Consider the following 22,602-nt stretch of genomic DNA (forward strand, 5'->3'; position numbering starts at 1 on the left):
AGCGCGACACCCCCGAACAAACATACGACGCGTTCCTTGACTACATCAACAGCCGCACCTTCGACTACGACTTCGAACACCTACCAACAACACCCCCCGACAACGATCTTGTTTAAAGCCGGCCATAGTTACTGACATTGTTGAAGGCTTGATCGAACCCGCCGAACATTCCGTGACTGGACAGGATCACTGGGCCGTCCCCGCGATCAATGTAGGTCATCGCCCCGTAACTGAGATGAGCTTGCTTGGGTCCGTATCCGGCGAGCCTTACCCGACTGTTACGGACTTCCTTCCGGCACCGAACGGCTTGGATCAACAGTGCAAAAGAGACCAGCGACAAAGTGGCGGCGAGTGGCTTGCGCGCTGTCATTGTCGATCCGCCGTAGCTTCGTTCTTCGGCATGCCGGTCAACGCAAGGGGCAACACCAGCAGTACCATGACTATGGTGATTAGGCGGTTGGAAATGAGGTCGCTGATGAAACCCTCGGCGGGGAACCCGTAGCCCAAGATGGTGATGAAGATCAGGAACCCGATGATCAGGGTGGCTGCGATCCTCACGAACTGTCTGGATAGCAAGCCGAGCCCGCATGCTATCTCGAAGATGCCTGTGAGGATGGTTAGCCATCCGATGTTGGGCATGACAAAACTGTCCCATACTGCCCCAAGCCCGGGAATCAAAGCCGTGTCACCGAATACTGCGTACCCGTCAGGCATGGTTCTACCCATGACGAAATGGGCGATACCGCCACCAATGAAGATGACTGCAAACAGAAACCTGACTACTTGACGGTAACGACTCATGACTGATCCTTCAAATAGGTGACACGAAAGCCATTGATGTGCTCGTCGAGGAGCTTCTTAGCGCCCTCCTCGTCACTCTCACCCATCTGCATCAGCATGAAGATCGGCCCGTAGAATGCGAGTGCAGCCTGTGATGGCGATATGTTGTCCACGAACTCGCCGCCCTTCATCAACTCCTCAAACAACGCGGTTTGAAAAACAAGGGGCTTGGCTATCAGATAGTCGTTGAGACGCTGCGCGATAGCGGCATCGTGGTACTGCTCGATCATCATCAGGCGACGCAGCCTGGAGAACACAGGATCATGACGAACAAATGAAAACATGCCCTGAGCGATTGCAGACAAGCTCTGTCCACTAATGTTCCGGTAGTCCTTAGCGGCGCTGGCACCCTCAGAGGTGCTCACACCCAGTTGTGTTCCGAGTTCACCAAGCCGTGAGTCGGCCAACTCGATCAGGGCGTCAAAGATCGCCTGTTTTGAGGGGAAATGCTTGTAAACTGAGCTTTCCCGAATACCCACAGCCTTGGCGAGATCCCGAATCGAAGTTCCGCCAAAGCCATCGCGTGAGAACCCGTCCAACGCCGCACCCAAAAGAGCATCGCGGGTGGTGGGTGAACCACCCCCAACGGCTGAGGCTAACGAACGTTCGCTTTCCATGTGTTGAGAGTAGCACACGAGCCGGAACTCCAGGCCAGCGGATGTGCGCCGCCCTGACGCTCACTCCTCTCCGTCGTGCGGTGTTACGTTCATCGCATGGCCAGGACGAGCCAGCTGACCAGGCTTCCCGCAGACGTGTACGAGTCCGCGCTCACGGCGACGCTCGTCACATCGCGCACGGTGCCGCAGCAGATCGCGCACCGGGCGCGCATTGGTCGCAAGCTGGAGATGTCGCCGCAGGTGAACCACCGGCAGATCGCCAGGGTCCTCGCCGGGGCAGGATCGTATGACGCGCTCGGCGAGCAGGAACAGGCCATCGTCCGCGAGGCGTGGGCCGAACGCATGGCGGCCCTTCGAGGTGAGTTGAACTACGCGGCACGGTTCGAGTCCGCAGGCGAGTCGTACTCCGAGGTCGACGACGACGGCAACCTGGTCGTCCATCCGACTCGCGGCTAATGCCGCTGCTGCATCTGCTCGCCGAGGCGATCCAGGTCGCGGATGTGACGGAAGTGCTCGACAACAGCCGCGCCCGCACTCCGTTCGGTCTCTGCGCCTCGTTCGAGCGGCGCACCCTTGTCGGCTCTCCGAGTTGGCCGGCCTGGGCGCCTGCCGCTCTGCGCGAGAGCGCAGGCTCCTGACAGATTCACGGGCGCACAAACGCGCTGGACGACTACCAAGAGCGGGGCGGGCTGCTCGACGGCGATGCCGAGACGATGCTCGATGCGATCTACGAGGTGCACCGACCGCGATGAGGGCCCGCGCACGCTGATGGAACATACGAGGTTGAGCACCTTGTGTTGCGCGTTCTACGCCGACCAGTCTCCAAGTGCGCCTTGGAGTGCGCCCAGGGCGGCGTCAATGAGGGGCCAGCGGTCGTGCTCAGGGCATCCGTTGTCTACCCAGTGCAGGCAAGCGGTATCTATGAATCCGAAGTATCCCCACAGGGCGTATTCGTGGCGCTTCTGATTGCTGGGTTGAAGGAGCTTGCCCAGGTTGTCCACATAGTCTCTGCGGGCCTGAGCGCGTAGTTCGGCTGCGGCGGGCGGTTCTCCACCGGGTTGGCGCATGGGCATGGCCCAGGCGTCGGGGTGATCAGCGATGTGGTCGAGGTAGACCTCGGTTGCCGCTTGGATTCGATCACGGACCGGCACGCCGTCGGGGAGTGCCTCGAGGGCGGCGGCCTGCCGATCCAGTAGCCCGGTGATCGCCAGTCGCACGACCTCGGCGTAAAGGTCTTCCTTGCTCTGGAAGTAGCGGTAAACCAGAGCGTTCGATGCATCCGCGTCAGCGGAGATCGAAGAGATCGTCACCTCCGTGTAGGGGTGGGTGGCGAAGGCTTCGATCGCCGCGTCCAGGATCGCGGCTCGACGCGAGTCGGGGTCGAGCCTGCGCCGGGGTTTGCGGTCGGTGCGTGCCATGTTGCCCAGCCTACCGCTAGTGAACTACGATCACTACCGCTAGTGAATCGCATTCAGTAGGAGGTTGTTGTGGACTGGGTTGAGCACGCGATCTGGTGGCAGGTCTATCCGCTGGGGTTCTGCGGAGCACCTATCAGGAACCCCGACATGACCCCTAGCCCTCGTCTGCGAGGACTGATCGACTGGGCGGACTACGCGGTCGAGTTGGGGGCCTCTGGACTGCTGTTGGGGCCGATCTTCGCCTCCGAATCCCACGGGTACGACTCCCTGGACCAGTTCCGCATCGACCCGAGATTGGGCGGGGACGAAGATTTCGATGCTCTCGCCGCGGCCTGCGAACAACGCGGCCTGCGGATTCTCCTGGACGGCGTGTTCAGTCACGTCGGGGCCAATCACCCCCACGTCCTGAAAGCACTATCGGAAGGACCGGAGAGCCCAGAAGCCGCCCTGCTCAATATTGACTGGAACGCGCCCGGAGGGCCCGCGCCCCGCGTGTTCGAAGGCCACTCGTCTCTCGTTCGACTCAATCACGCTTCCGAGCGGGCCGTTGAGTACACGCAATCAGTGATGAGGCACTGGCTGGCAAGAGGGGCCGACGGATGGCGACTTGATGCCGCTTACTCGGTCGGCACGGAGTTCTGGGCGCGAGTCCTGCCCGCCGTCCGTGAGGACTACCCGGACGCATGGTTCCTGGGCGAAGTGATCCACGGCGACTACTCCCGGTTCGTCACCGACTCCACCGTTGATTCGGTAACCCAATACGAACTGTGGAAAGCCATTTGGTCATCAATCAAGGACAAGAACCTCTTCGAACTGGATTGGGCTCTGAGGCGGCACAATGAATTCCTCAAGATTTTCACCCCCAACACCTTCATCGGGAACCACGACGTCACCCGTATCGCCAGCACCATCGGCTCCGAAGCCGCAGTGACCGCTGCGGCGATCCTGCTCAGCGTGGGCGGTATCCCCTCGATTTACTACGGCGACGAACAAGGCTTCACAGGAGTCAAAGAACAACGGTTGGGCGGTGATGACGACATTCGACCGGCATTCCCGGGCCAACCCTTCCAGCTGGCCGAATGGGGCCGGCATATCTTCCGTGCTCATCAAGATCTCATCGGCTTGCGCCGCCGCAACCCCTGGCTCGCCAATGCCACCACCACGATGCTGAGCCTTGAAAACCGGCGGTGCGCCTACAGGGCCAGCGCCGCCAACGGAACCCAGCACCTCGACATCGAAATCGACTTGAGCGCAACACCAACGGCAACAATCAAAGACCAGAACGGGAGAACCCTTTGGGCGCAACGCCACTGACAGGAGCGTTCAGAATGGCCGCACTCGCCATCGCCCAGCCCATAGGGCCGCCCCTGGATCATTGGCCGGGCCGGGGCGGGGCATTATGCCGGGAGTAGCCGACCGTCCTCGGATCGCCGGGAGCCGCCAACAGGGCAACGGGCATGTCTCTTGGCGCCTGTCCGCCCGCTTCTCTCCTGTACGTGGACGGGGTGACCCCGATGACGGCGGTGAACTGGCGCGAGGCATGGCCGCGACTGCGCCACCCGACGTGACGCATGGCAACACCGATGGGAAGGTCGGTTTCCAGTAGCAGCTGGGCCAAGCGATGAGCTCGCACGCGGGTCAGGTACTGCATGGGCGAAATCCCGAAATGGCGGTTGAAGGTCCGTCCAAGTTGCGATGCGGAGAGATGCACAAGGTCAGCAAGGTCCTGTATCCGCCAGTCCCATTCGGGATGCGCGGTGAGGAGCCGTGCTGCATGATGCGCCGTCGTCCCGTTCCCGTTGGCATTGAGCGCATTGCCGACCGTGGTCTTGTCATGGTGTGCGTGACCGGGACTGGCAGTCATCGAGGGTGCCTTCCCTCTCGCTCCTGCCGGCGGCGGGGAGGTGGCGAGGAACCTGTGGTTTTGAACAAGTCCACCCATGCCCCGACTGGCAGGTCCTTTGGCAGTCCTCGTGCGGCAATGTGGCGTTGACTCAGCCATGCCTGTGCCGCCTTCGGTGAGCCAAGAGTGGTATTGCGTGCGAGGATCTGGGCGAGTCCGCGACCGGGCCCGGTGTAGACACGATGGACGAGCTCCTGGAATCGGCGTCGCTGCGCCGGAGGCAGGAGCGGCTGCTCGCGTCGGTCGATGGTGAGTATTCCGCCGTCGACTCCCGGGCGCGGGGTGAACGCGCGGGCCGGGATGCGGCCGTGAAGGGTGAACTCGAACCAGGGCGCCCATTGCGCCGTCATCATCGTTGCACCACCTACCCCGGCCCGGCGCCGGGCGACCTCCCACTGCACGAGCAGAATCGCCTCGGTCCACGCCGGTGCGTGCAGGATGCGCCGCAGCATTGCCGTGGTCTGGTGGAACGGCAGGTTGCCGATCAGCACATGCGGCGTCGTTGGGAGCCGGTAGGTGAGGAAGTCCTGTGCGACGACATTGACGTCCGCCGGGAGGCGCTGACTCAGGCCCGCGGCGAGACGGGCGTCGATCTCGATCGCGGTGAGTGGCCGCCCGGTCTGAGCCAACGGGAGGGTCAGTGCCCCCTCACCCGAACCGATCTCGATAATGGGGCCGGTCGTGGTGGCGACCAGGCGCATCATTGTGATGATGGTGGTTCGGTCATTCAGGAAGTTCTGGCCGTGCTCATGACGGCCGTGTCGATAGGTGGGCACTGGTTGCTCCGTGGTTGTTGCGGAGCCGGGCATGCATGAGGAGCCGCCCGGCCATGGTCACCGGGGGCGGGAGCAACAACGGGGTGCTCGCCGCCGTCAGCGGCTGCGCAAACGCAGCGAAGCAGTGCCGTAAACCAACATGTCGCCAGCATAGGCGAGGTCGCCATCAACAAGTGGTTCGATATGGCGCGTCCGCCCGAAGACGCGCAGATCCGTATCACCACGGGAACCCGCTGGCCGGAAGACCTTCAACGCCCTGGCCGTGGGTGCCTGCACCGCCCCAGTGCCTTGGCCCAGCGACTCGCGCGACCGCGGCGAGACCACCGTGTTCTTGTTGACTCTGAATACTGCCCGGCTCCCCGGGGGCTCGCGCCGTCTGGGATCCCCCGGGCGCGGGCGGGCTTGGGCTTCGGGGCGGGCAGACCGAGGGTCCGGGCTCCGTGACCCCCGGGCGCGGGCCCGGGCTTGAGCGTTGCACATTCTTTCTTCCCTCAAGGGGTGGGGAGCCGCGGAATCCTGCGGATCTGCTCGGAATCCGGGGGCCCGGGAACGGGATGAATGTGCGAACGGGTACGTCGTTGCACATTCATCCTTGCCGAACCGATCCCCTGCGACGAGGTATCGTTGAAATATCAACGATCCCCCACAGGCCGGCGTAGGAAGAATGTGCAACACCGCCACCCCCGCCGACCACCCGCCCACCGGCGCCGCCACCGCACGGCTTAATGCGGCGGGCCAGGCCCCCAGGGCGCCGATCTAGCTGTTCTTCCCACCGAGGTTGTGGGCAGCGGGGCGCCGAGGTCCAACGGTGATCGTGCGGGTACTGGACATCACGGCTCCTCCTTCCTTGGCCGGTAACCCTACATCCCCGCAATCCCCTCCAGGAGGGGGCTGGCGTCGCCGCTCCAGGAGATGGCGAGCTGGTCGCGGGCGCGCGTGGCCGCCACATACAGCAGCGACCTCTCCCGCAGCAGCGCGTCCGCGTAATCGGCCTCGGAGTATTGCAGGTCCCTCAGGGAGCGCGGGATCGAGCTCTCACTGACGTCGAACAGGAGGACCTTCCTGAACTCAAGGCCCTTGGCGCGATGCATGGTCATGACCACGGGTCGCCCGTTCCGGGCGGCCTCGCGGTCCACTGAGCGCACCTCAATGCCCCGCTCGGCCAGACCGGTGGTCACGGCGTCCCGCTGGTAGCGGTCCCGCACCAGAATGGCGATGGTTTCAGGCGCCTCCACCCCGTTGTCGGTGTCTTCCTCTAACCACAGGCCAATGAGCGTCGCGGCTTCGTCGAGTTCGTGCGCGCGCGACGTGGCGTGAATCAGCATGGGGTCTGGGCCGGAGCGCGGCGAGACGTAGTGGTGTTCCTCGGGCTGCCCCTCCATGTCCTCGTAAACACCGCGCTCCAGGATACTGAAGGCGAACCCGAGGTTCTGGCGGGTTGTGCGATAGTTGCGGGTGAGCCGCCGCGAGCGGCCGCGGACCTCAATCCCGTAGTGACTGAGTGTGATTTTCTTGCCATAGATCCGCTGGTGGGAGTCCTCAGCGAGGAAAAGATCGTCCGGGCCCTCATCGGCCAGGGCGCGAAGGAGCTGGAGGTGCGCCGGCGTGAGGTCCTGGGCCTCATCGGTCAGCACGTGCTTATACGGCCGGGCCAGGCCCTGTTCGGCGTCCCGCTCGAGCCAGGCGGCGGCCAGGGCCAGTTGCTCGGAGAAGGAGATAACGTCAAGGGACGCGCTTTTGTCCCGGTAGGTTTCTATTGCCTCCCATACGGCGGCCCGTGTCTTACGGTTGAGGGGGACGCCGCGACCGGGGCGGCGAACTCGGAGGTAGGTCTGGAGCGTGGTGACCCGGTGGGGCAGGATCACGAGCTCGTATTCGGATTCAAGGAAGTCGACGGAGCGAAGGTGCTCAGGGAGTCGGTGTTCCATTGTCAATAGGACCTCCTGCCAGATTTTTTTCGTGTTGGAGGCCTGCAGCCGGGTCCTTTTGCGACCCAGGACTTTTGCAGCAATATGAGCGATGGAGTCTCCGGCACTCTGGAGGATGCACCATGCGACCCGGTCAAGACCACTGACGAGAACCCCCGGTTCGCCGACCTTCGTCGCCAGGTGCAGCGTCGGCGACAATTCGGCCAGTTGACGTTTGAGATCATCGGCCAGGTTGCGGGTGTAGGTGGTCAGCAGGACACTCACGTCCTGCCCATTCTTGGCGTCGCGCTCGGCCAGGGCCGCAGCCCGGTGCACAGTGACTACGGTCTTTCCCGTGCCGGCACCGCCGAAGATGCGCATTGGCCCGTTGACGCGGCGCTCAACCAGGTTCCGCTGCTGCGGGTGGAGGAAGATCTGCCATTGGGCGAAGGACAGCCCCTCGATGGCGCGCCGTAGGTCCTCATCGGTCTCAACCCAGGTGAACATCGATTGTGCCGCCGGGGTGCGCAAACCGGCAATGACATCTGCGTCCCGTGCCGTAGCTGAAGTGCGCTGCGGCGCACGAAGCCCGAAGGTCTTCTTAATCTCCTCGATGGATGATCCGGTGGCCAGGGCGAAGAGCGCCTCGCCCTGCCATGCTGGGTCCATGGTCACCGCCAGGTCGAGCAGTTCGGACTCCCTCTTGGCGGCGAGGGCAGCAGCGGCGACACCGACGTCGATACCGAGTTCGTCGCGCAAGCGTTCGATACTGATGCCCTCCGGCCATGTTGGTGGGGCGTCCTGGTACTTCACCCGAACACCAGCCGCCGGGCCGCTCCTGGCGCTCTTGGCGCCGGCCCCGGGCCCACTTCGGGCTTCACCCCGGTCACCGCGTCCGGGAGCCACTGCCGCAGGCGCAGCCGCCCCGGCCACGCGTCGCCGCGCCCGCTCGTTGGCGGCCTCGATCCGCGCCGCCTCGCGGGCAAGCTCCTCCGCCTCCTGCTTGGCGGCTGCCAGCCGCTTGCGGGCGTCCCGTTGTGCCTGTTCGACGTCGACGACATCCTGCCTGAGGGCATCGGTGACGTGACTGAACTCGGTGGTCCCGTTGTAGGGGTTGACTCCAACGCGCACCGCCTCGGCGATCTTGTTGGCGTCGTCGTGCTGCCAGATGCCATGGATGACGTAGACCGGTTCAGTGCCGGCGTTCAGGACGAAGAGCACCGCACGGTAGGAGTCGGTGACGCGCGCGGTGCGCACGCGCCTGTCGGCGGCACCGCGGATGTGCTCCAGGTGAAGCCCGGAACTGGTGCCCATGGTGTTGAGCTTGGCCATGAACGGGCCAATCTTGGCGCGAAGCGAGGGGTCCTTGGAGGTCGCGTCCTTGACCTTGCTGGCGGGCCAGACGATCGCGGGCATGTCAGTGTCCTTCCAGGAGCCTGGCAATCTCGGCGGCGGTGCGGGCCGGGTCCTCCTCGACAAGAACAACGTGCCAGCCCGCATCGTCCAGAGCGGTAATGTCCTCATCGTAGGGCTCGGCAAGGACAGCAATCCGGGCTTTCCGCCACGACAGGTCCGTCATAATGCCGCCCTCGACTTCGACGCCGTCGGCCTCGTGCGGCACCCCGGCCCTGGCGAGGTGGGTGATCAGGGCGAGGATGGAGCGTGGCGTGAGCTCCGGGTCGACGGCGTCCCAGCCGAGCCGTCTCAGGTCGTCGGCGGCGATGGCCGTGTCGGAGGATGCGTCGAGCGCGGCTCGCACATTGAGCTCGTCGACGGCGAGGCTGGTGGTGGTGATGGTGACCGGCGCCTGCGCGAGGGCGAGGACGTTGCTCAGCCGCAGCCACATGCGCCACGCCTCGGCATGGTCGGGGGATTCGAGGGCCTGGAGCGAGTCGTCCAGGACGAGGGCGATACCTGTTGTTGATGTGCCCTGGAGCTGGACGGCCAGGGCCAGGTGCGGCCGGGTGAACACCGATGCGGTCGATCCCGAGCCGCTCGGCTCGCCGGCCGGCGGCTCAAGGTCGGGGCGCAGGGTCTGCGCCGCATTCCACAGCGGGTCGGTGATCTGTCCGCCCACCGGATGGTAGGCGGGCGCGCCCCCGTGGGCAGCGGAGCCGCCTTGCGCCGCCCCGATGAGAAGCGGCGCCCAGATGCAGTCGGCCAGGGCGGACAGGGCGGTGGCCTGAGGGCCGGGTCCGCTCGCGTCGTCGAGCAGCATGTCCACGAGCAGGGTCATGGGGCCGCCACGCCAGGTGGCCACGGCCTGATCGGTGACGCTGCCCGCCCGCGCCGCCTGGGCGGTGCCGTTCTTGAGCATGGTGATGGCGTCATAGCTCAGCCAGCCGGGCTCCCACGGTCGATCAAAATCCTCAGCGCTCAAGGCAATGACCCGGTAGCCGGCCGCCCGGAGCGTCGCGCGTTTGGAGGCGTCGTCGGCGAGCCGGTTGCGGGCGGGCGCGGCATGGAAGGCGTGCCCGTCGGTGAAGACGGCAATGCCGGCCGCACCGCCCGGGCTCAGGCAGGTGAAGTCGGGGCGGCACCCGGCCAGGTCGAGTTGCGGGTGGACGGCCCACCGGCCGCCGTCGATCTGGAGCCCCGGGGCGCCGGAGCGGTCGCTCGTAATGCGCACCGCCGCATCCTGCTCCAGCCTGGCGACGAGCTCGGCACGGAAGCGGACCTCCAGGGGGCTTTCTCCGGTGCCGACGGTGACGGGCTGGTTGACGACCTTCCAGGCGGGCGAGTCCGGCTCCAGGTCGGCCAAGGCGTCCTCGTCGACTCCCAGGACCTGCCGGATCGCGTGGAGGGCGGCGGCGCGTGTGGGCTCGGTGCCGACGGCGTAGGGCTGGAGGCAGCGGTGGCACATGGTTCTGCCCTCGTGGGCGCACTGGCACGCCTCAAGATGGTGGCCGACGCGCACCAGGAGGTCCCACATCACCTCGGGGGCATCAAGGTCGGTGAGGTAGCCGGTGCCCCCGGGGACGGTGTCATGCAGCAGGAGCGTTGGGCGGGTCTCCCCAGGGTCGCCGTCGGCGACGGGATAGGGCACGGAGACGATGCCGAGGTGGTCCGGGGCCCCACCGGTGGTGATGTCCAGGCCCAGTTTGAGCGCGGCCGCCAAGGAGGCGACGCCAATGTCGTCGGTGGCGAATCCGAGTGGAAGGACCAGGGCGAGGGTTTCGGTGGTGAGGTCACGCATGAGGTCGACGGTCACCACATGTTCGGTGGGGTCGTTGCGGTGCTCGCACCAGGGCCGGTGCTCGCGGGGCGTGGAGGCCCCGGTGTCGGTGTCGAGCTTGCCGCAGGCCTCGCACAGGCGGAAGCTGCGTGAGGAGACGGGCCGGTGAGCGATCCGGTCAATGGCCTGGCCCGGCCGCGGCCGGCCCGTGTTGAGCCAACGCAGCGGCATGTCCCGGTAGCGGGTCAGGCCGAAGCCGGATGCCGGCACGTTCCATTCGCGCGCCGCCCGCATGGGGTCGAAGTCGGCCAGGGGAAGCACCTCGAAGGGGGAGCTGACGCGTTGGTCGCTGGCGTCACTGATCCGGGCGTCGTCCCGGGAGATGTCGGAGAAGACGCGCGTGAGGCGCAGGACGCGCCGGGCGCGCCCGACGTCGGCGATGGCGGTGTCGCCGCAGCGCGGGCACTGCGCGGGGGCGGGCGGTCTTTCCGGCTGGGCGGGGTGGATGCTCACATACCCGCAGGCTTGGCAGCACAACCACCATTCGGCCTGGTCGGCCAGAGCGGAGGAGTCGATGCCGTCGACGCGCATCTCCAGGCCGTGGGTGTAGAAGGTGGTTCCGGGGGCCAGCTCGTGCAGGGCCAGCGTGGAGGCGCGGTTGATGTCGCACGGGGCGAAGCGCAGCTCATCGGTGTCGGGGTCGAGCCACGAGACGCGGGCGGACAGTTGGACGGTGTCGTCAATGAGGGTGTAGTTCGGCAGGATCCCGTGGCGTTCCAGGGCGGCGACCCAATGCTCGTGCTCCAGGTCGTTGCGGCGGGCGATGAGGGTCCGCTGGGCGCCTTCGGCGGCGCGTCGGGCCCGCTTGTCCTCCTCGGTGGCGTTGGGCCGCTCACTGGCGGCGATGAGTTCAGGCAGGCCGGCGCGGATCTGCTGGTCTTGGCGGCGCAGCGCCTCGGTTTCCGCCCGGTACTCGGCTGCGGCGCGGTGGAGGAGCCGGCGGGGTTCTGCACCGCCGTCCTTCGTGACCCAGGTGACGAGCCGTTCCAGGGCGGCGCTGCGCTCGGCGAAGGTGGCGGTGAATGCCGCGGCGAGGGGCGCCCCGTGGTTGGTGATGTGGTCCCCGACGGCGGCAATGAAGGAGTTGTCTCCCGCCGAGCCCAGGGCGGTGCGCGCCGTGCCGTGGTCGTGCCCGCCGTATGGGACGGCGGGGTGGTCCTGGCGAGCCAGGGTGTCGATGACGAAGGCGAGGAATTGGCGGCGGAGGATCTCCTCGGCCCCCAGGTAGGTCGACGGCGGCCGCACCGAGCCGTCGAGCAGACGGGACGGGTCGTCGAGCAGCGGCGTCTGGCTGCGGCGCCCGGGGACATAGGCCAGGGCGAGCGCGGAGCCGTTGCGGCGCCCGGCGCGGCCCACCCGCTGCACATAGGAGGCGGTGGTCTCCGGCAGGGAACCGAGCATGACGGTGGACAGGTCCCCAATGTCAATGCCCATCTCCAGGGTGGGGGTGGCCACGAGGACGTTGGGGTCGCCGGGCTCCTGCTCGGGGCGCTTGAATCCGGCCTCGACCGCGGCGCGCTCATCGGCCTGGAGAAGCGAGGTGTGCTCGCGGGCGTCAACGCGGCGCACGCCGGACCCGGCGTACATGCTCCGGTAGAAGCTCGCCTCGGGGTGGCGTGAGGCGCGCAGTCTTCCCGGGCAGCGTGCGGTCAGGCACGGGGCGCCCGCGAGCTGGCCGGCGCTGACGGCCGAGGCGGGCACCTGGGTGCGGCAGGTGTCGCACACGAGGAGGAGGTCTGCGGTCTGGGCGCCGTCGAGCGGGGTGATGATGACCTGCTCCGGGGGGATGCCGTAGACGGTGCCCCCGGAGTTGGTGCGGGTGGTTGACAGGATGCCGGCTCGGGCGAGGTGGGCCAGGAGGAGGCCGGCGAGGCGCGCCGCATGGTTGGGTGCCACGCGCAGGCACTTGCGGGTCCAGGTGGCGTACCAGGATTTCGCGGAGGTGACGGGGACGAAGGCCGAGTAGCGGGGGTCGATGGATCCGCCGACCTGCGGGAAGGCGGGGGCGGAACGGCCCGCCGGGAAAGCCGGCTGCCCCTGGTCGCGTCTGCGCTTGTACCAGATCCAGACGCGTTTGCCGTCGTCCTGCTTATACGGGTCGAGCCAGGTGTGGTCGATGGCCCCGTCGCGGCGCATGCGCTCGAGGATTCCCCGCACCCAGGCCCGGAGCGCCGCGTCGTTGACACTCCCGAAGCCCGCCAGGGCGTCCTGCCCGCCCGCCCCCAGCACCTGGCGGGCCACCTTCATGAGGGCGTCCGGGTGTTTGGCTTTGACATGAACAGTGATGGACCCGGTGGCTTCCAGGGTGCGGCCGTAGGTGGATTGGAGGCCGACTTCCATGGCGATGTCGAACAGGAGCCGGCGCCGCACATGCGCCACGGCGGTGCGGCGCCGGCGCGCGGTGGCTCGCGGATCCCAGTAGGGCTTGAACTGGGCGTGCTCGGCCAGGGCGGCGGGCACGAGCCGGTACCGGTTGAAGGCGCTGGGTCGGGCGGCGTCGAGCGCGGCCTCAGCCCAGGCGTCCAGGCTCGTTGCGGCGCCGAGGGCCCCGCGCAGGGCCGAGCGCAGGCTCATGGCGTGGGACCGCTGGTCGATGAAACCAGCCCGGTGGGCGGCATCCTGAACGGAGTCGGTGAAGATGAGGGCGCGTTTCTCGGTGTCGTCGAGGGCGTCGTCGCCGAAGAGCGTCGTGAGGCTCACCGACAGGAGGGTGGCCACGGCCGAACCGAGGAAGCGGATGGAGTCCCTGGCGCCGCAGGAGGGGCACACGTCCTGGGTGGTGGCGTCGGCCACGGTCTTGTCGTCCCCGGCCAGGACGAGGACGGGCAGGTAACGCCCTTCGCGCGTGTCGAGGGCGCTCTCATCGGGCATGCGCGCCAGGAGCTCGCGGGTGTCGACCGAGTACCACCGCAACCCCGGGTAGATCCTGTCCAGGTCTGTCTCCCCGGCGCTTGCGCGCCGCCGGTAGTCGGCCTCCTCACCGAGGGCGGACAGGAGGGCGCGGAAGTGGCTGTCACCCAGGAGGCGGTCGTGACGCACCGTGGTCTGGTCGGCTTTCTCGCCTTGGCCGGTGGGGGCCAGGACGATGCCCCAGCCGGAGCGGCCGCAGGAGCGGCAGTACAGGGCGGGGCGGGCGACGGCGTCGTCGCTGCCGGTGGTGACGGCGTCGGCCCACTGGAACGTCGGGAGGGAGTCGAGGAGCCGGTCGACACGGGTGATCTCACGGATCCACATGGTGATCTCAACGTTGACGGCGCTGCGGTCGGGCTCGCCGTCGACGCCGGCCCGGATGGCGGACAGGGCGGCGAGGATTGTCGCCAGGGCTCGGCGGCGCCCGGCGGTCTCGCTGAGGCGGGCGGTGCCCAGGATGGTGGTGGCGAGCTCGGACAGGGGCGTGGCGCCTTGGGCGAGGCTAATGAGGTCGACGACGTCGGGGTGGGCCTGGATGGCGTGCGCCAGGTCGGTGGCCGAGAGCCGCCGGGTGGTCCCGGTGGGGTGCGGGGAGGCGGCTGCAGTGTCCTCTTCGTCCTCTTCGTCAAGGGACGGGTCGGGTGGGTAGAGGGCGTCGACGACGACGCTCAGCAGCTCGGCGGGGTCGGGCGTGGGGTGCGCGGCGATGCCGGCGAGGCGGGTCAGTCTCTGTTCGGAGAGTTCCCGCAGGCGGCGGGCGCGTGAGCTCAGGCCCATGGCCTTGGTGGCCTCACGGTGCGGCTGGACCCAGGTGTCGAGGTCGGTTCGGGTTTCCAGGATGACGGCGTCGTCGCTGAGGGTGAGCCCGAAGACGTCGCGGGCGAAGTTCAGGACCCGTGCGGGGTCGTTGCCGTCCCCGAGGGTGGCCGAGGTGGCGACGGGGCACACGGGGCCCAGGGGGGAGGTCGCGTAGGCCTCCTGGCGGGGGTCGTCTGCGGGCAGGTGCGCGCGCAGGGTGAGGCCCAGGCGCCGCAGGAGCATGGCGACATCGGTGCCCTGGGCGCCGTCGTAGGTGTGGAACTCGTCGAGGACGAGGTAGGTCAGGGATGGGGCCGATGCCCGCCACAGCTCGCGGTCCTCGGGCCGCAGGAGCAGCTGGTCGAGCATTTTGTAGTTGGTCAGCAGGATGTCCGGCGGGTTGTCGCGGATGGCGTACCGGTCGGTGATGAGGGAGCCTGCGGTGACGTGTGAACGCCCGCTGCCGGAGGTGTCTCCGGTGTAGAGGGCGGCGCGGACGCGGGCCAGGGCGGCATCGGAGGTGATGAGGCGGGCGAGGCGGCCGGCCTGGTCGGCGGCCAGGGCGTTCATGGGGTAGAGGATGAGGGCCTTGATGCCGGTGACGCCTTCGGCGCGGGCGCGCAGGACGTGGTCGAGGATCGGGTGGAGGAAGGCCTCGGTCTTCCCGGAGCCGGTGCCGGTGGTGACGATGGTCGGCTCGGGGCGGTGGGAGTCCTTGGTGGTGAGGCGGCGGTAGGCGTCTTCCTGGTGGCGGTAGGGGTTGATGCCGGGGTTCCAGTCCAGGGCGTGTGAGCGAGTGCTCGCGGGTACGTAGGGCAGGTGGAGTCGGGCGAAGGGGCCGGTGAAGACTCCCTGTTCTTCGTCTTCGAGGAATTCGGCCAGTGCGCGCCGGGGCTCCGCATCGGTCAGGGCGAAGGTTGTCGATAGGTAGTCGACGATCGAGTTGCGGATGCGTTCGGCTTGAAAAGAGGGCAGCAGGAGGGGCATGGGTTAGCCTCGCGAGCCGTGGATGTGGGGGCGGGGGCCGGGCTTGGCAGTGACGGTGAGATGACGCGCCTTTGGTGGGGCGGAGGGGCAGGGGAAGGAGACCCGACAGGAGATGCGGCTCACAGAGGCGAGAGTACCGCAGCGGTGGGGAGCATCCTGACGAGCGGCATGTACATTTCCGCAGTTTTCGCGGATGATGAGCATCATGACCGACATGAGTGTCTCCGCCGCGCGCAGCAGACTTGCCGATGTCATTGATGACGCCCGCGTGCACCATGCTCCCGTCTTCCTGACCCGCCGCGGTCGCCGCGTTGCCGCGGTCATCGATGCAGAGGACCTTGAACGCCTGACCGAGGCCGCGGAGGATCTTGAGGACATCAAGGCAGCCGATGCTGCTCGTGCGGAGGTCGCCGAGCACGGCACCATTCCCTGGGATGAGGTTAAGGCGGACCTCGGACTGGCATGACCTACCGGATCGAGCTCAGCCCCGCGGCCGCGCGCCAGTTGCGCAAGCTGGACGGCCCAGCACTGCTCCGAGTTCAGGCGGTGGTTGAGCTGCTCGCGCGCCAGCCTCGTCCCGCTGGCGCGAAGAAGCTCGTCGGAGGGCGGGGCGAGTGGCGTGTGCGCACCGGCGACTACCGCATCATCTACGAGATTGACGACGGCGTGTTGCTGGTCCTGATCCTCGCCATTGGGCACCGCCGCGACATCTACCGCCAGCGGTGACGGCGGGGATGAGCGTTGGTAGGCGTGGGACCCACACCTAATTGCTGGCTTCGAAGGATCCGCTAAGCCGGAGCTCCACCGAACCCAGTAACCGGTTCCAGTTTGAGCAGGCCCTTCTTTCGGAGGCCGGAAGAGATCAGGCGAGCACCTCGCCTGTAGACGGATTCATCTACACCGTCTACACTTGAACGCATGAGCGAGACCACCACCATTCGCGTGAGGCGGCAAACGCACCACCGCATCACGCGGCTAGCCAAGCAGTACAACGAAAGCGTTGACCAGACCGTGGATCGCGCCCTGCGCGCCTTACGCCAGCTGTCGATAGGCCGCGATCTGAACGCCGACCTGGACCCGGACGAGAAAGCGTGGCTCAATGCTGAGCTCGGGTGACATCGTCGAGGTCGATCTTGGCACACCCATCGGGAGTGAAGCGGATCTTCGCCGCCCCGGTGTCGTCGTCACCGCAGATGGCATCTTGCAAGGCGATCCCAACGTGGTGCAAGTGGTCCCGCTGACCCGGACCATCCGGCCCAGCGGGGCGGAGGTCTACATCGAACCCGATGGACAGAACCAGCTCAAAGCCCCCTCAGCAGCGCAGTGTCAGCATGTGCGGTCTGTCTCCGTCGCGCGGCTTTCTGGCAACCGAGGAGTCGTAGGGCCAGTTCTCCTCAGCGAGATCCGTGAGGTGCTCGGACTGCTCCTGGATCTGTGAAAGCCTCGACGCCCGTCCTACCCCCGCACTCCCACCACTACGCCCACGCCCTCAGACCGGAGGAGCCCGATTACCGTATCGTCTACGAGATCGATGACGGAGTGCTGGTGATCCTCGTCCTCGCCGTCGGCCACCGCCGCGACATCTACCGCCGGCGGTGACGGCGAGTGCTCGCCTGCCCAGGGCGGGTGCACGCCACAGACCAGGACCCAGACCAACAACTTTGCCGAGACCCTGCCATTCCAGCAAGACATCCTCAATGACGTGAAAGCAGAAGGAGCCGCTTCGTGACCGACTACCTCAGTCTCGGGCCGGACGGCCGGGTGGCTGACCGGGAGGGCAAGACCCTGGAGCTCAAGCGAGACCTGTCGTCGCCAACCGGGCCACTCCGGACCATCGTCGCCTTTGCCAACTCGGCGGGCGGGCGCCTCGTGGTCGGTGTCGAGGATGGTGGCAGCATCGTCGGCGTTGCTGATCCTCTTGCCGAGGAGGAGCGCATCGCCAATCTCATCAGCGACCAGATCGCTCCCCAGCTCGTCCCCGCCATTGATCTCGTGACGCTGGGTGGGCGGACCGTGCTTGTCATTGATGTGCCGCTGAGCACCCGGCGCCCTCACTACATGACCCGCCAAGGGCTCGAGGCCGGCGTCTACGTGCGGCTCGGCTCCACTACTCGACAGGCCGACCCCGCACTCGTTGGCGAGCTTGAACGCGGTGCGCGCGGCATCGCCTTCGAGGATCTGCCTGAGCCGCGAGCCGATCTCGACGACCTTGACCTCGCGGTTCTGTCCGACCTGCGGGGCAGGACCACCGACGTCGATGACCTCGTCGCGCTCGGCCTCGCCGTGCGACAGGGGGACAGTATCGTCCCCACGAACGCCGGGATCCTCGTAGCCTGCTCCGATCCGACACGCTTCCTGCCTTCGGCCTGGGTCCAGTGCGGGCGCCTGCGCGGACCGCACGGCACTGACATCTTCGACCAGACCGAGATCCACGGCCCCATGCCGCTGGCCGTCGACCAGGCCGTGAACTTCCTTCTCAAGCACGCCTACAAGACCGCCGTCTTCGGCCAGGTCCGTCGCCGCGACGTCTACTCCATCCCCGTCGAGCCCATCCGCGAGGTCATCGTCAACGCCCTCGTCCACGCCTCCTACGCCGAACGCGGCACACCCATCCGCATCGGTTTCTACGACGACCGCATCCAGGTCGACAGCCCCGGTCTGCTGATGCCGGGCATGACCATCGACGCCATGCGTCGCGTCTCGCGTCTGCGCAACCCGGCCCTGGCCCGTGTCTTCCGCGAGGCCGGGATCATGGAGCAGTGGGGCACCGGCATCCAGCGGGTCTTCGAGCAGATTGCCGACGCCGGCCTGCCCGAGCCTGTTATCGAAGAGGTTCAGGACCGCGTCCGGGTCACGATCCACGTGGCCAGCCACGACCCGGGTCACCCGATTGAGGGGGTGCGTCACCCAAGCGACGAAGTCAGGTCAGTGACCCAGCCGACTGAGGCACCAAGTCGAGACACTAAGTCGGCATACGAAGGCACCAAGTCGAAGCACCAAGTCGAAGCACTAAGTCACTCCGATGGAGCACTAAGTCAGGCGACCGGGTCTCCTTCGACCGTAGAAGCGGTCCTGCTGGAACGAGCTGGTTCGGACGGTGCGACTCGGGCGCAGCTGATGGAGGCGCTCGGCATCGTCAATCAGACCCGTGCCTTCAACCGTCATGTACAGCCGCTGCTGGACGCCGGGTTGCTGGAGCGGACGGTCCCGGACAAGCCAACCAGCCGCCTCCAGCGCTACCGGCTCACCGACGCCGGCCGCGACTACCTCGACAGCAACAGCCAAGGCAACCCTGCTGATCGGAACGATGACAAGTAGGTCGCACGCCCCGAGTCCTTCCGCCTTCGGCGACGAGCCTCCGGAGCGTGTCGGCAAGTGTCACTGGACGAGCACGCAGGCGTCCAGCATCGCTGAGAAAAGGGTCATGGCGGCGCGTCGTCCCGTCAGCCTTTGCGGGCCTGTCGCAGGGCGACTGTGTAGTCCGTTGCGGTGGTGTCGTACAGGCCGGCCTCGACCGCCTCGCGAGTCATGGCGTCCAAGGCGTCGCTGCGCTCCTGGGCGGACTGGCGCTGGTACTCGACGACGTCGGCGAGCCGGACCCGGCGGTGCCTGCCGCCCGTGGGGCGCTCGAAGGGGATTCGACCGGATTCCAAGAGCTTGACGAGGGTAGGGCGACTGATGCCGAGGAAATCCGCGGCCTCCTGGGTCGTCAGCAGCTGGTCGACGGGCGCGACGGTGATCGCTCGGCCCTGCGACATGGCGCGGACGACGTCGCTGAGGACCTGGTAAGCCTCCATTGGGAGGCCGACGGTCTGACCATCGGGTCCGAGAAGCGCTGCCGGCTCCGCCACCTGGTCCAGGAAGTGAGACAAGTCGAGCATGGGCTCGAGGTCCTCAGGAGGCAGGGTCGTCGAGTGCGTCATTGTGGTCGTAGCGTTCACGGCACGACAGTAACTGAGGATTCGAAAAAACTGAAAGCCCGTGGGGTGTGTGTTCGCCGACGTTCATGTCGGCGGCGCCGGATCCCCTTGGGCACGTGACCAGCCGAGCATTCCGTCCCGGGTCCGGGCCAGGATGCCTGCGCAACTGTCGCCCTTGGAGCCGACCGCGATGTCCTGGCACCTGTCCCAGGGGCTCGGGCGCAACTGATGGAGGTGCTCGGCATCGTCAATCAGAACCGTGCCTTCAACCGTCATGTACAGCCGCTGCTGAACGCCGGATTGCTGGAGCGAACCGTCCTGGACAAGCCAACCGGCCGCCTCCAGCGCTACCGGCTCACCGATGCCGGCCGCGCCTACCTCAGCGGCTAAAGTGACCCTGTTGATCGGAACGATGACAAGTAGGTCGCACGCCCCGAGTCCTTCCACCTTCCGCGGCGAGCCCCGGGAGAGTGTCAGCAAGCGTCACTGGGACGAGCACGCAGGCGTCCAGCATCGCCGAGAAGCGGGTCATGCGGCGGGAGCGTGCGCACTCCGAGAGGCAGGACTGGTTAAGAGGCCCAGCGGAAGTTGTCGCGGCCGGCACCGACCTCGAAGAAGTACTTGACGATGCCGCGGTCCTGGCCCGCGTAGTCGCCCTCCTCGCAGGTGATCACCACCTCACCGTCCCTGCCGGCGAGTGTGAAGGCCTGCTTGCCGAAGGCGGTCGGCGCGAGCAGCGCCGCCTCGACCCCCTGAGTGAACCACGCTGGGGGCTCGCCCTCGTAGGAGGCGACCTCCTCGGGGCGCTTGGAGTCGTGCGCGGTGCCCCGGGTGGCGCCGTAACCGAGGGCGACGACGGCGACCACCCGCCCCGTAGCGCCACTGGCCCTGACGGCTGCTCGCTTGGAGAAGGTCCCGCCGACCCACCATGTGTTGAGCCCGAGTTCCTGCGCGGCGAGCATGAGGCCAGCGCCGGCGTGACCGAGTCGCTCGTCGAGGTCAGGCGTGTCCGGGCCGGCCATGACCAGGCAGTTGTGCACGCTACGGGCTCGCACCGTGCCCCACAGCGGTCCGAAGACGCGCGCGCTGCCGGTCAGCAGGCGGATGTCCGTACCGTGGAAGGCGTTAGCCTCCTCGACGCGGGCTAGCAGGGCGGCGGCGACGTCGTCGTCGAGGGGAGTATCAAGGTACTGGCGCACCACGTGCCGGGTACGCATGGCGTCGGTGATGGGCATGAGAAACCACTCCGTCTATTGCGTACGCCGATCGTACGGCGTCGCAGGGGCCGAGGAGAAGCGGTGCGGCCGGCGGCTGCCCGTCGGTTCGATGCCCGACGGGCCGTCACCGGGTGCGAGGATGAGATGTCGGAGAACACCGGAACGTGAGCCGAGGGCGGACATGGCGATGAACGCGACGACGACCAATAGCGGTAGCGCTGGGCACGACGGGGCACTGGTGGCCGAATCGGAGCCCACGGGAGCGCTCGTCGAGGTCCTGCCCGGGGTACTGGCCGCCTACGGAGGGATCAACCTGGAGGCTCTCGACGGCGCCGAGGTACTCGACGTCGATGCCGCGCGTGTGCCCGACCTGACGGGCCTGATCGCCGGCTCTCTGACCGGGGTGAATCTCGTGGCACAGGGGGCGCAGTCGGCACTGCGCGCTCGCGGGCTCGTGAGACTGGCTCCCGAGACGCTCCAGGCGCTCAGGACCACCGCCCGCCCCGTTGTCTCGGGCGGGTGGAACCTCGGGACGCTGGCCAGCGGGGGAGGGAGGTTCGCACAGTCCGTCCGGTGGCTCCCCGCCACTAGCGCGCAGGCAGTCACGGTTCTTGCGGGCCTGGGCCCCGCCGTGGCACTCGCCGCGATCAGCGCCCAGGTATCCGCGCTCGCATCCACGGCGGCACGAATCGAGAGCAAGATCGACGCGCTTCGCGCAGAGCTGGAGGAGCGGGATCGCGCAGACCTCACGGCGCTTCTCCGTGATGTGTGCAATACGCACGAGGAGAGCCTCAAGTGCGGGTTCGACAGCGCTGAGACGCGGAATAGGATCAACGCGCTTGTCAATAGGGATGACCCGGGGAAGATGTACCAGCGGTACCTTAATGAGGCTCAGAAACACCAGGAGAGGAGCGCGCAGAGTGCTGCGGCGCTGATCGACGCGCGCGGTCGGATTGCCTCCGACCTCGGTGCGCTTGTCGCGGTGTGGCGGGCGTGTGATCTCATCGGTGTCCTGGGGATCGGCTCCCTTGCTGCAGCAGGCACGGAGGAGAAGGTGCTGGCTTCCAGGGCCCAGGAGCTTCAGAGCGACCTGTACCGGCGTGAAGCGGAGGTGACGGCGGTCGTCGCCTCCCTTCAGTCGCGGGCCCACCTTCTTCTGGTTGAGGAGGAAATCCCGGGCCTTGCCGGTGAGGCGAGGAAGCGTCTTGAGGGCGCTGTGAAGGGTGTCTCCCAGAGGCTGTCGTTCGGAGGGAGGCCTGACGCTCCGACGCTTCGTGAGGTCGTCGCCATGATCGACGAGGCCATCGACTCCTTCGACGACGCGCGCCTCGCCGCACCTGAGCCGCTGATCCCTGACATCCAGGGCGGAGACGCCGACACGGCGGGGAACCTGTGCGAGGTGCTGCGGTGGCTGCTTCCTACCGACGAGAAGGTCCTCGCCCTGGTGGAGATCGACCAGGGCGCCGACCACCTCGTCGTCACCACGTGCCGGTGGGGGCTCGTGACACGTCGTGATCTGGTGACGGCGAAAGGGCTGGACAGTCTGTCGCCTCTTACGGACCTGCGTTACGTCGTCGACTCCGGGCTCAAGAACTCCGGGCAGCATGTGGAGATCGTGACGCGAGAGCGCGTTGTTCCCGTTGAGTTCAAGCGGATCAAGAAGGGGACCGACCGAGGGAGCACTGTCGAGCGGACCCTCTCGTTGCTGCGCACGGCGATGAACCTGCCGGACGACGAGCGCGAGCACGATCCGCTACTGAGTCAGCCGCGACCGGCTTGTGCTGCGCTGCCCCCGAAGGCCGTCTGACTGAGACGGGAAGAACAGCGTGTGCGGATGCTGGAGATCGTGGTCGCCGTTATGGCCGGATTCATCCAGGCTTCCTTCCCAGTGCCACAGCCGTTAGCTGCTCTGACGAAAGTCCAGTACTGTTGCTACGACCCTATAACAGGCTCATCGCATTTGAGGGTGTAGGTGGGGTCTGAATCCGCCGGTTTCTAGCAGGCTGCGGGCGATGTAGTGGGTGAGGTTCCGGAAGCCGAGGGCGGAGCCGCGGAGGTGTTCGAGGCGGCCGTT

At 66.9% G+C, this 22,602-nt stretch carries 20 protein-coding genes; 11 read left to right on the forward strand and 9 right to left on the reverse strand.

The genetic code is table 11. The features are described from left to right. Positions 1-366: 366 nt before the first annotated feature. Positions 367-801, reverse strand: coding sequence for a DoxX family membrane protein (locus tag EUC46_RS11470; RefSeq protein WP_128774296.1), 435 nt, complete (start codon positions 799-801; stop codon positions 367-369). Then, positions 798-1,457, reverse strand: coding sequence for a TetR/AcrR family transcriptional regulator (locus EUC46_RS11475; protein WP_128774297.1), 660 nt, complete (start codon positions 1,455-1,457; stop codon positions 798-800). Before EUC46_RS11475 ends, EUC46_RS11470 begins: the two co-directional genes overlap by 4 nt. Positions 1,458-1,553: 96 nt before the next feature. Here EUC46_RS11475 and EUC46_RS11480 point away from each other — a divergent pair, with 96 nt between their 5' ends. Then, positions 1,554-1,913 carry a TA system antitoxin ParD family protein gene (locus tag EUC46_RS11480; protein WP_128774298.1) on the forward strand — a complete coding sequence of 120 codons (360 nt, stop codon included), beginning with the start codon at positions 1,554-1,556 and terminating at the stop codon, positions 1,911-1,913. Next, complete coding sequence (locus EUC46_RS11485; protein WP_128774299.1) at positions 1,913-2,095, forward strand: hypothetical protein; 183 nt, start codon at positions 1,913-1,915, stop codon at positions 2,093-2,095. The genes EUC46_RS11480 and EUC46_RS11485 overlap by 1 nt, the downstream gene beginning before the upstream one ends. Positions 2,096-2,263: 168 nt before the next feature. On the opposite strand, the gene EUC46_RS11490 is transcribed toward EUC46_RS11485, so the two are convergent. Continuing rightward, positions 2,264-2,875 carry a TetR/AcrR family transcriptional regulator gene (locus EUC46_RS11490; RefSeq protein ID WP_128774300.1) on the reverse strand — a complete coding sequence of 204 codons (612 nt, stop codon included), beginning with the start codon at positions 2,873-2,875 and terminating at the stop codon, positions 2,264-2,266. A 69-nt stretch (positions 2,876-2,944) separates the two neighbouring features. On the opposite strand from EUC46_RS11490, the gene EUC46_RS11495 reads away from it, so the two are divergent. Beyond that, a complete protein-coding gene (locus EUC46_RS11495; protein ID WP_128774301.1) occupies positions 2,945-4,189 on the forward strand; it encodes an alpha-amylase family protein in 1,245 nt (414 codons plus the stop codon). Between the two features lie 58 nt (positions 4,190-4,247). Here the strand turns inward: EUC46_RS11495 and EUC46_RS11500 are convergent, their stop codons facing one another. The 4 genes from EUC46_RS11500 to EUC46_RS13345 form a co-directional block, all read right to left on the reverse strand. Further along, complete coding sequence (locus EUC46_RS11500) at positions 4,248-4,739, reverse strand: helix-turn-helix transcriptional regulator (protein WP_206645984.1); 492 nt, start codon at positions 4,737-4,739, stop codon at positions 4,248-4,250. Beyond that, positions 4,736-5,554 (reverse strand): 23S ribosomal RNA methyltransferase Erm, encoded by an 819-nt coding sequence (gene erm / locus EUC46_RS11505; RefSeq protein ID WP_128774303.1) that lies wholly within the window; start codon positions 5,552-5,554, stop codon positions 4,736-4,738. The genes EUC46_RS11500 and erm overlap by 4 nt, the downstream gene beginning before the upstream one ends. An 860-nt stretch (positions 5,555-6,414) precedes the next feature. Beyond that, the gene (locus EUC46_RS11510; RefSeq protein ID WP_128774304.1) at positions 6,415-8,877 is read right to left on the reverse strand and encodes a UvrD-helicase domain-containing protein; all 2,463 of its coding nucleotides are present in this window, start codon (positions 8,875-8,877) and stop codon (positions 6,415-6,417) included. 1 nt (position 8,878) lies between these two features. After that, complete coding sequence (locus tag EUC46_RS13345) at positions 8,879-15,391, reverse strand: DEAD/DEAH box helicase (RefSeq protein ID WP_128774305.1); 6,513 nt, start codon at positions 15,389-15,391, stop codon at positions 8,879-8,881. 214 nt (positions 15,392-15,605) lie between these two features. Between EUC46_RS13345 and EUC46_RS11520 the strand changes: the two genes are divergently transcribed. From EUC46_RS11520 to EUC46_RS11545, 6 genes are all read left to right on the forward strand, one after another. Further along, positions 15,606-15,857: a type II toxin-antitoxin system Phd/YefM family antitoxin gene (locus tag EUC46_RS11520; protein ID WP_241655554.1), complete on the forward strand. Its 252-nt coding sequence runs from the start codon at positions 15,606-15,608 to the stop codon at positions 15,855-15,857. Beyond that, positions 15,854-16,117 (forward strand): type II toxin-antitoxin system RelE family toxin, encoded by a 264-nt coding sequence (locus EUC46_RS11525; RefSeq protein ID WP_128774306.1) that lies wholly within the window; start codon positions 15,854-15,856, stop codon positions 16,115-16,117. Before EUC46_RS11520 ends, EUC46_RS11525 begins: the two co-directional genes overlap by 4 nt. Before the next feature lie 192 nt (positions 16,118-16,309). After that, positions 16,310-16,507 (forward strand): hypothetical protein, encoded by a 198-nt coding sequence (locus EUC46_RS11530; protein ID WP_128774307.1) that lies wholly within the window; start codon positions 16,310-16,312, stop codon positions 16,505-16,507. Further along, the gene (locus EUC46_RS11535) at positions 16,491-16,829 is read left to right on the forward strand and encodes a type II toxin-antitoxin system PemK/MazF family toxin (RefSeq protein ID WP_128774308.1); all 339 of its coding nucleotides are present in this window, start codon (positions 16,491-16,493) and stop codon (positions 16,827-16,829) included. Before EUC46_RS11530 ends, EUC46_RS11535 begins: the two co-directional genes overlap by 17 nt. After that, positions 16,826-16,990: a type II toxin-antitoxin system RelE family toxin gene (locus EUC46_RS11540; protein ID WP_128774309.1), complete on the forward strand. Its 165-nt coding sequence runs from the start codon at positions 16,826-16,828 to the stop codon at positions 16,988-16,990. The genes EUC46_RS11535 and EUC46_RS11540 overlap by 4 nt, the downstream gene beginning before the upstream one ends. Before the next feature lie 126 nt (positions 16,991-17,116). Continuing rightward, positions 17,117-18,709, forward strand: a complete 1,593-nt coding sequence (locus EUC46_RS11545; RefSeq protein WP_128774310.1) for an AlbA family DNA-binding domain-containing protein — start codon at positions 17,117-17,119, stop codon at positions 18,707-18,709. Between the two features lie 125 nt (positions 18,710-18,834). Here the strand turns inward: EUC46_RS11545 and EUC46_RS11550 are convergent, their stop codons facing one another. Further along, positions 18,835-19,332 (reverse strand): helix-turn-helix domain-containing protein, encoded by a 498-nt coding sequence (locus EUC46_RS11550; RefSeq protein ID WP_241655555.1) that lies wholly within the window; start codon positions 19,330-19,332, stop codon positions 18,835-18,837. Between the two features lie 204 nt (positions 19,333-19,536). Between EUC46_RS11550 and EUC46_RS12590 the strand changes: the two genes are divergently transcribed. Beyond that, entirely contained in the window at positions 19,537-19,701 is a 165-nt protein-coding gene (locus EUC46_RS12590; protein ID WP_472229024.1) for a Fic family protein, read from the forward strand. Between the two features lie 179 nt (positions 19,702-19,880). On the opposite strand, the gene EUC46_RS11555 is transcribed toward EUC46_RS12590, so the two are convergent. Continuing rightward, on the reverse strand, positions 19,881-20,546 hold the full coding sequence (locus tag EUC46_RS11555) for a nitroreductase family protein (protein WP_128774311.1): 666 nt from the start codon (positions 20,544-20,546) through the stop codon (positions 19,881-19,883). Between the two features lie 163 nt (positions 20,547-20,709). On the opposite strand from EUC46_RS11555, the gene EUC46_RS11560 reads away from it, so the two are divergent. Then, on the forward strand, positions 20,710-22,335 hold the full coding sequence (locus EUC46_RS11560) for a hypothetical protein (protein WP_128774312.1): 1,626 nt from the start codon (positions 20,710-20,712) through the stop codon (positions 22,333-22,335). Positions 22,336-22,602: the final 267 nt, after the last annotated feature.

Source organism: Actinomyces oricola (assembly GCF_004104015.1).
In the GTDB taxonomy this organism is placed as follows: Bacteria; Actinomycetota; Actinomycetes; order Actinomycetales; family Actinomycetaceae; genus Actinomyces; species Actinomyces oricola.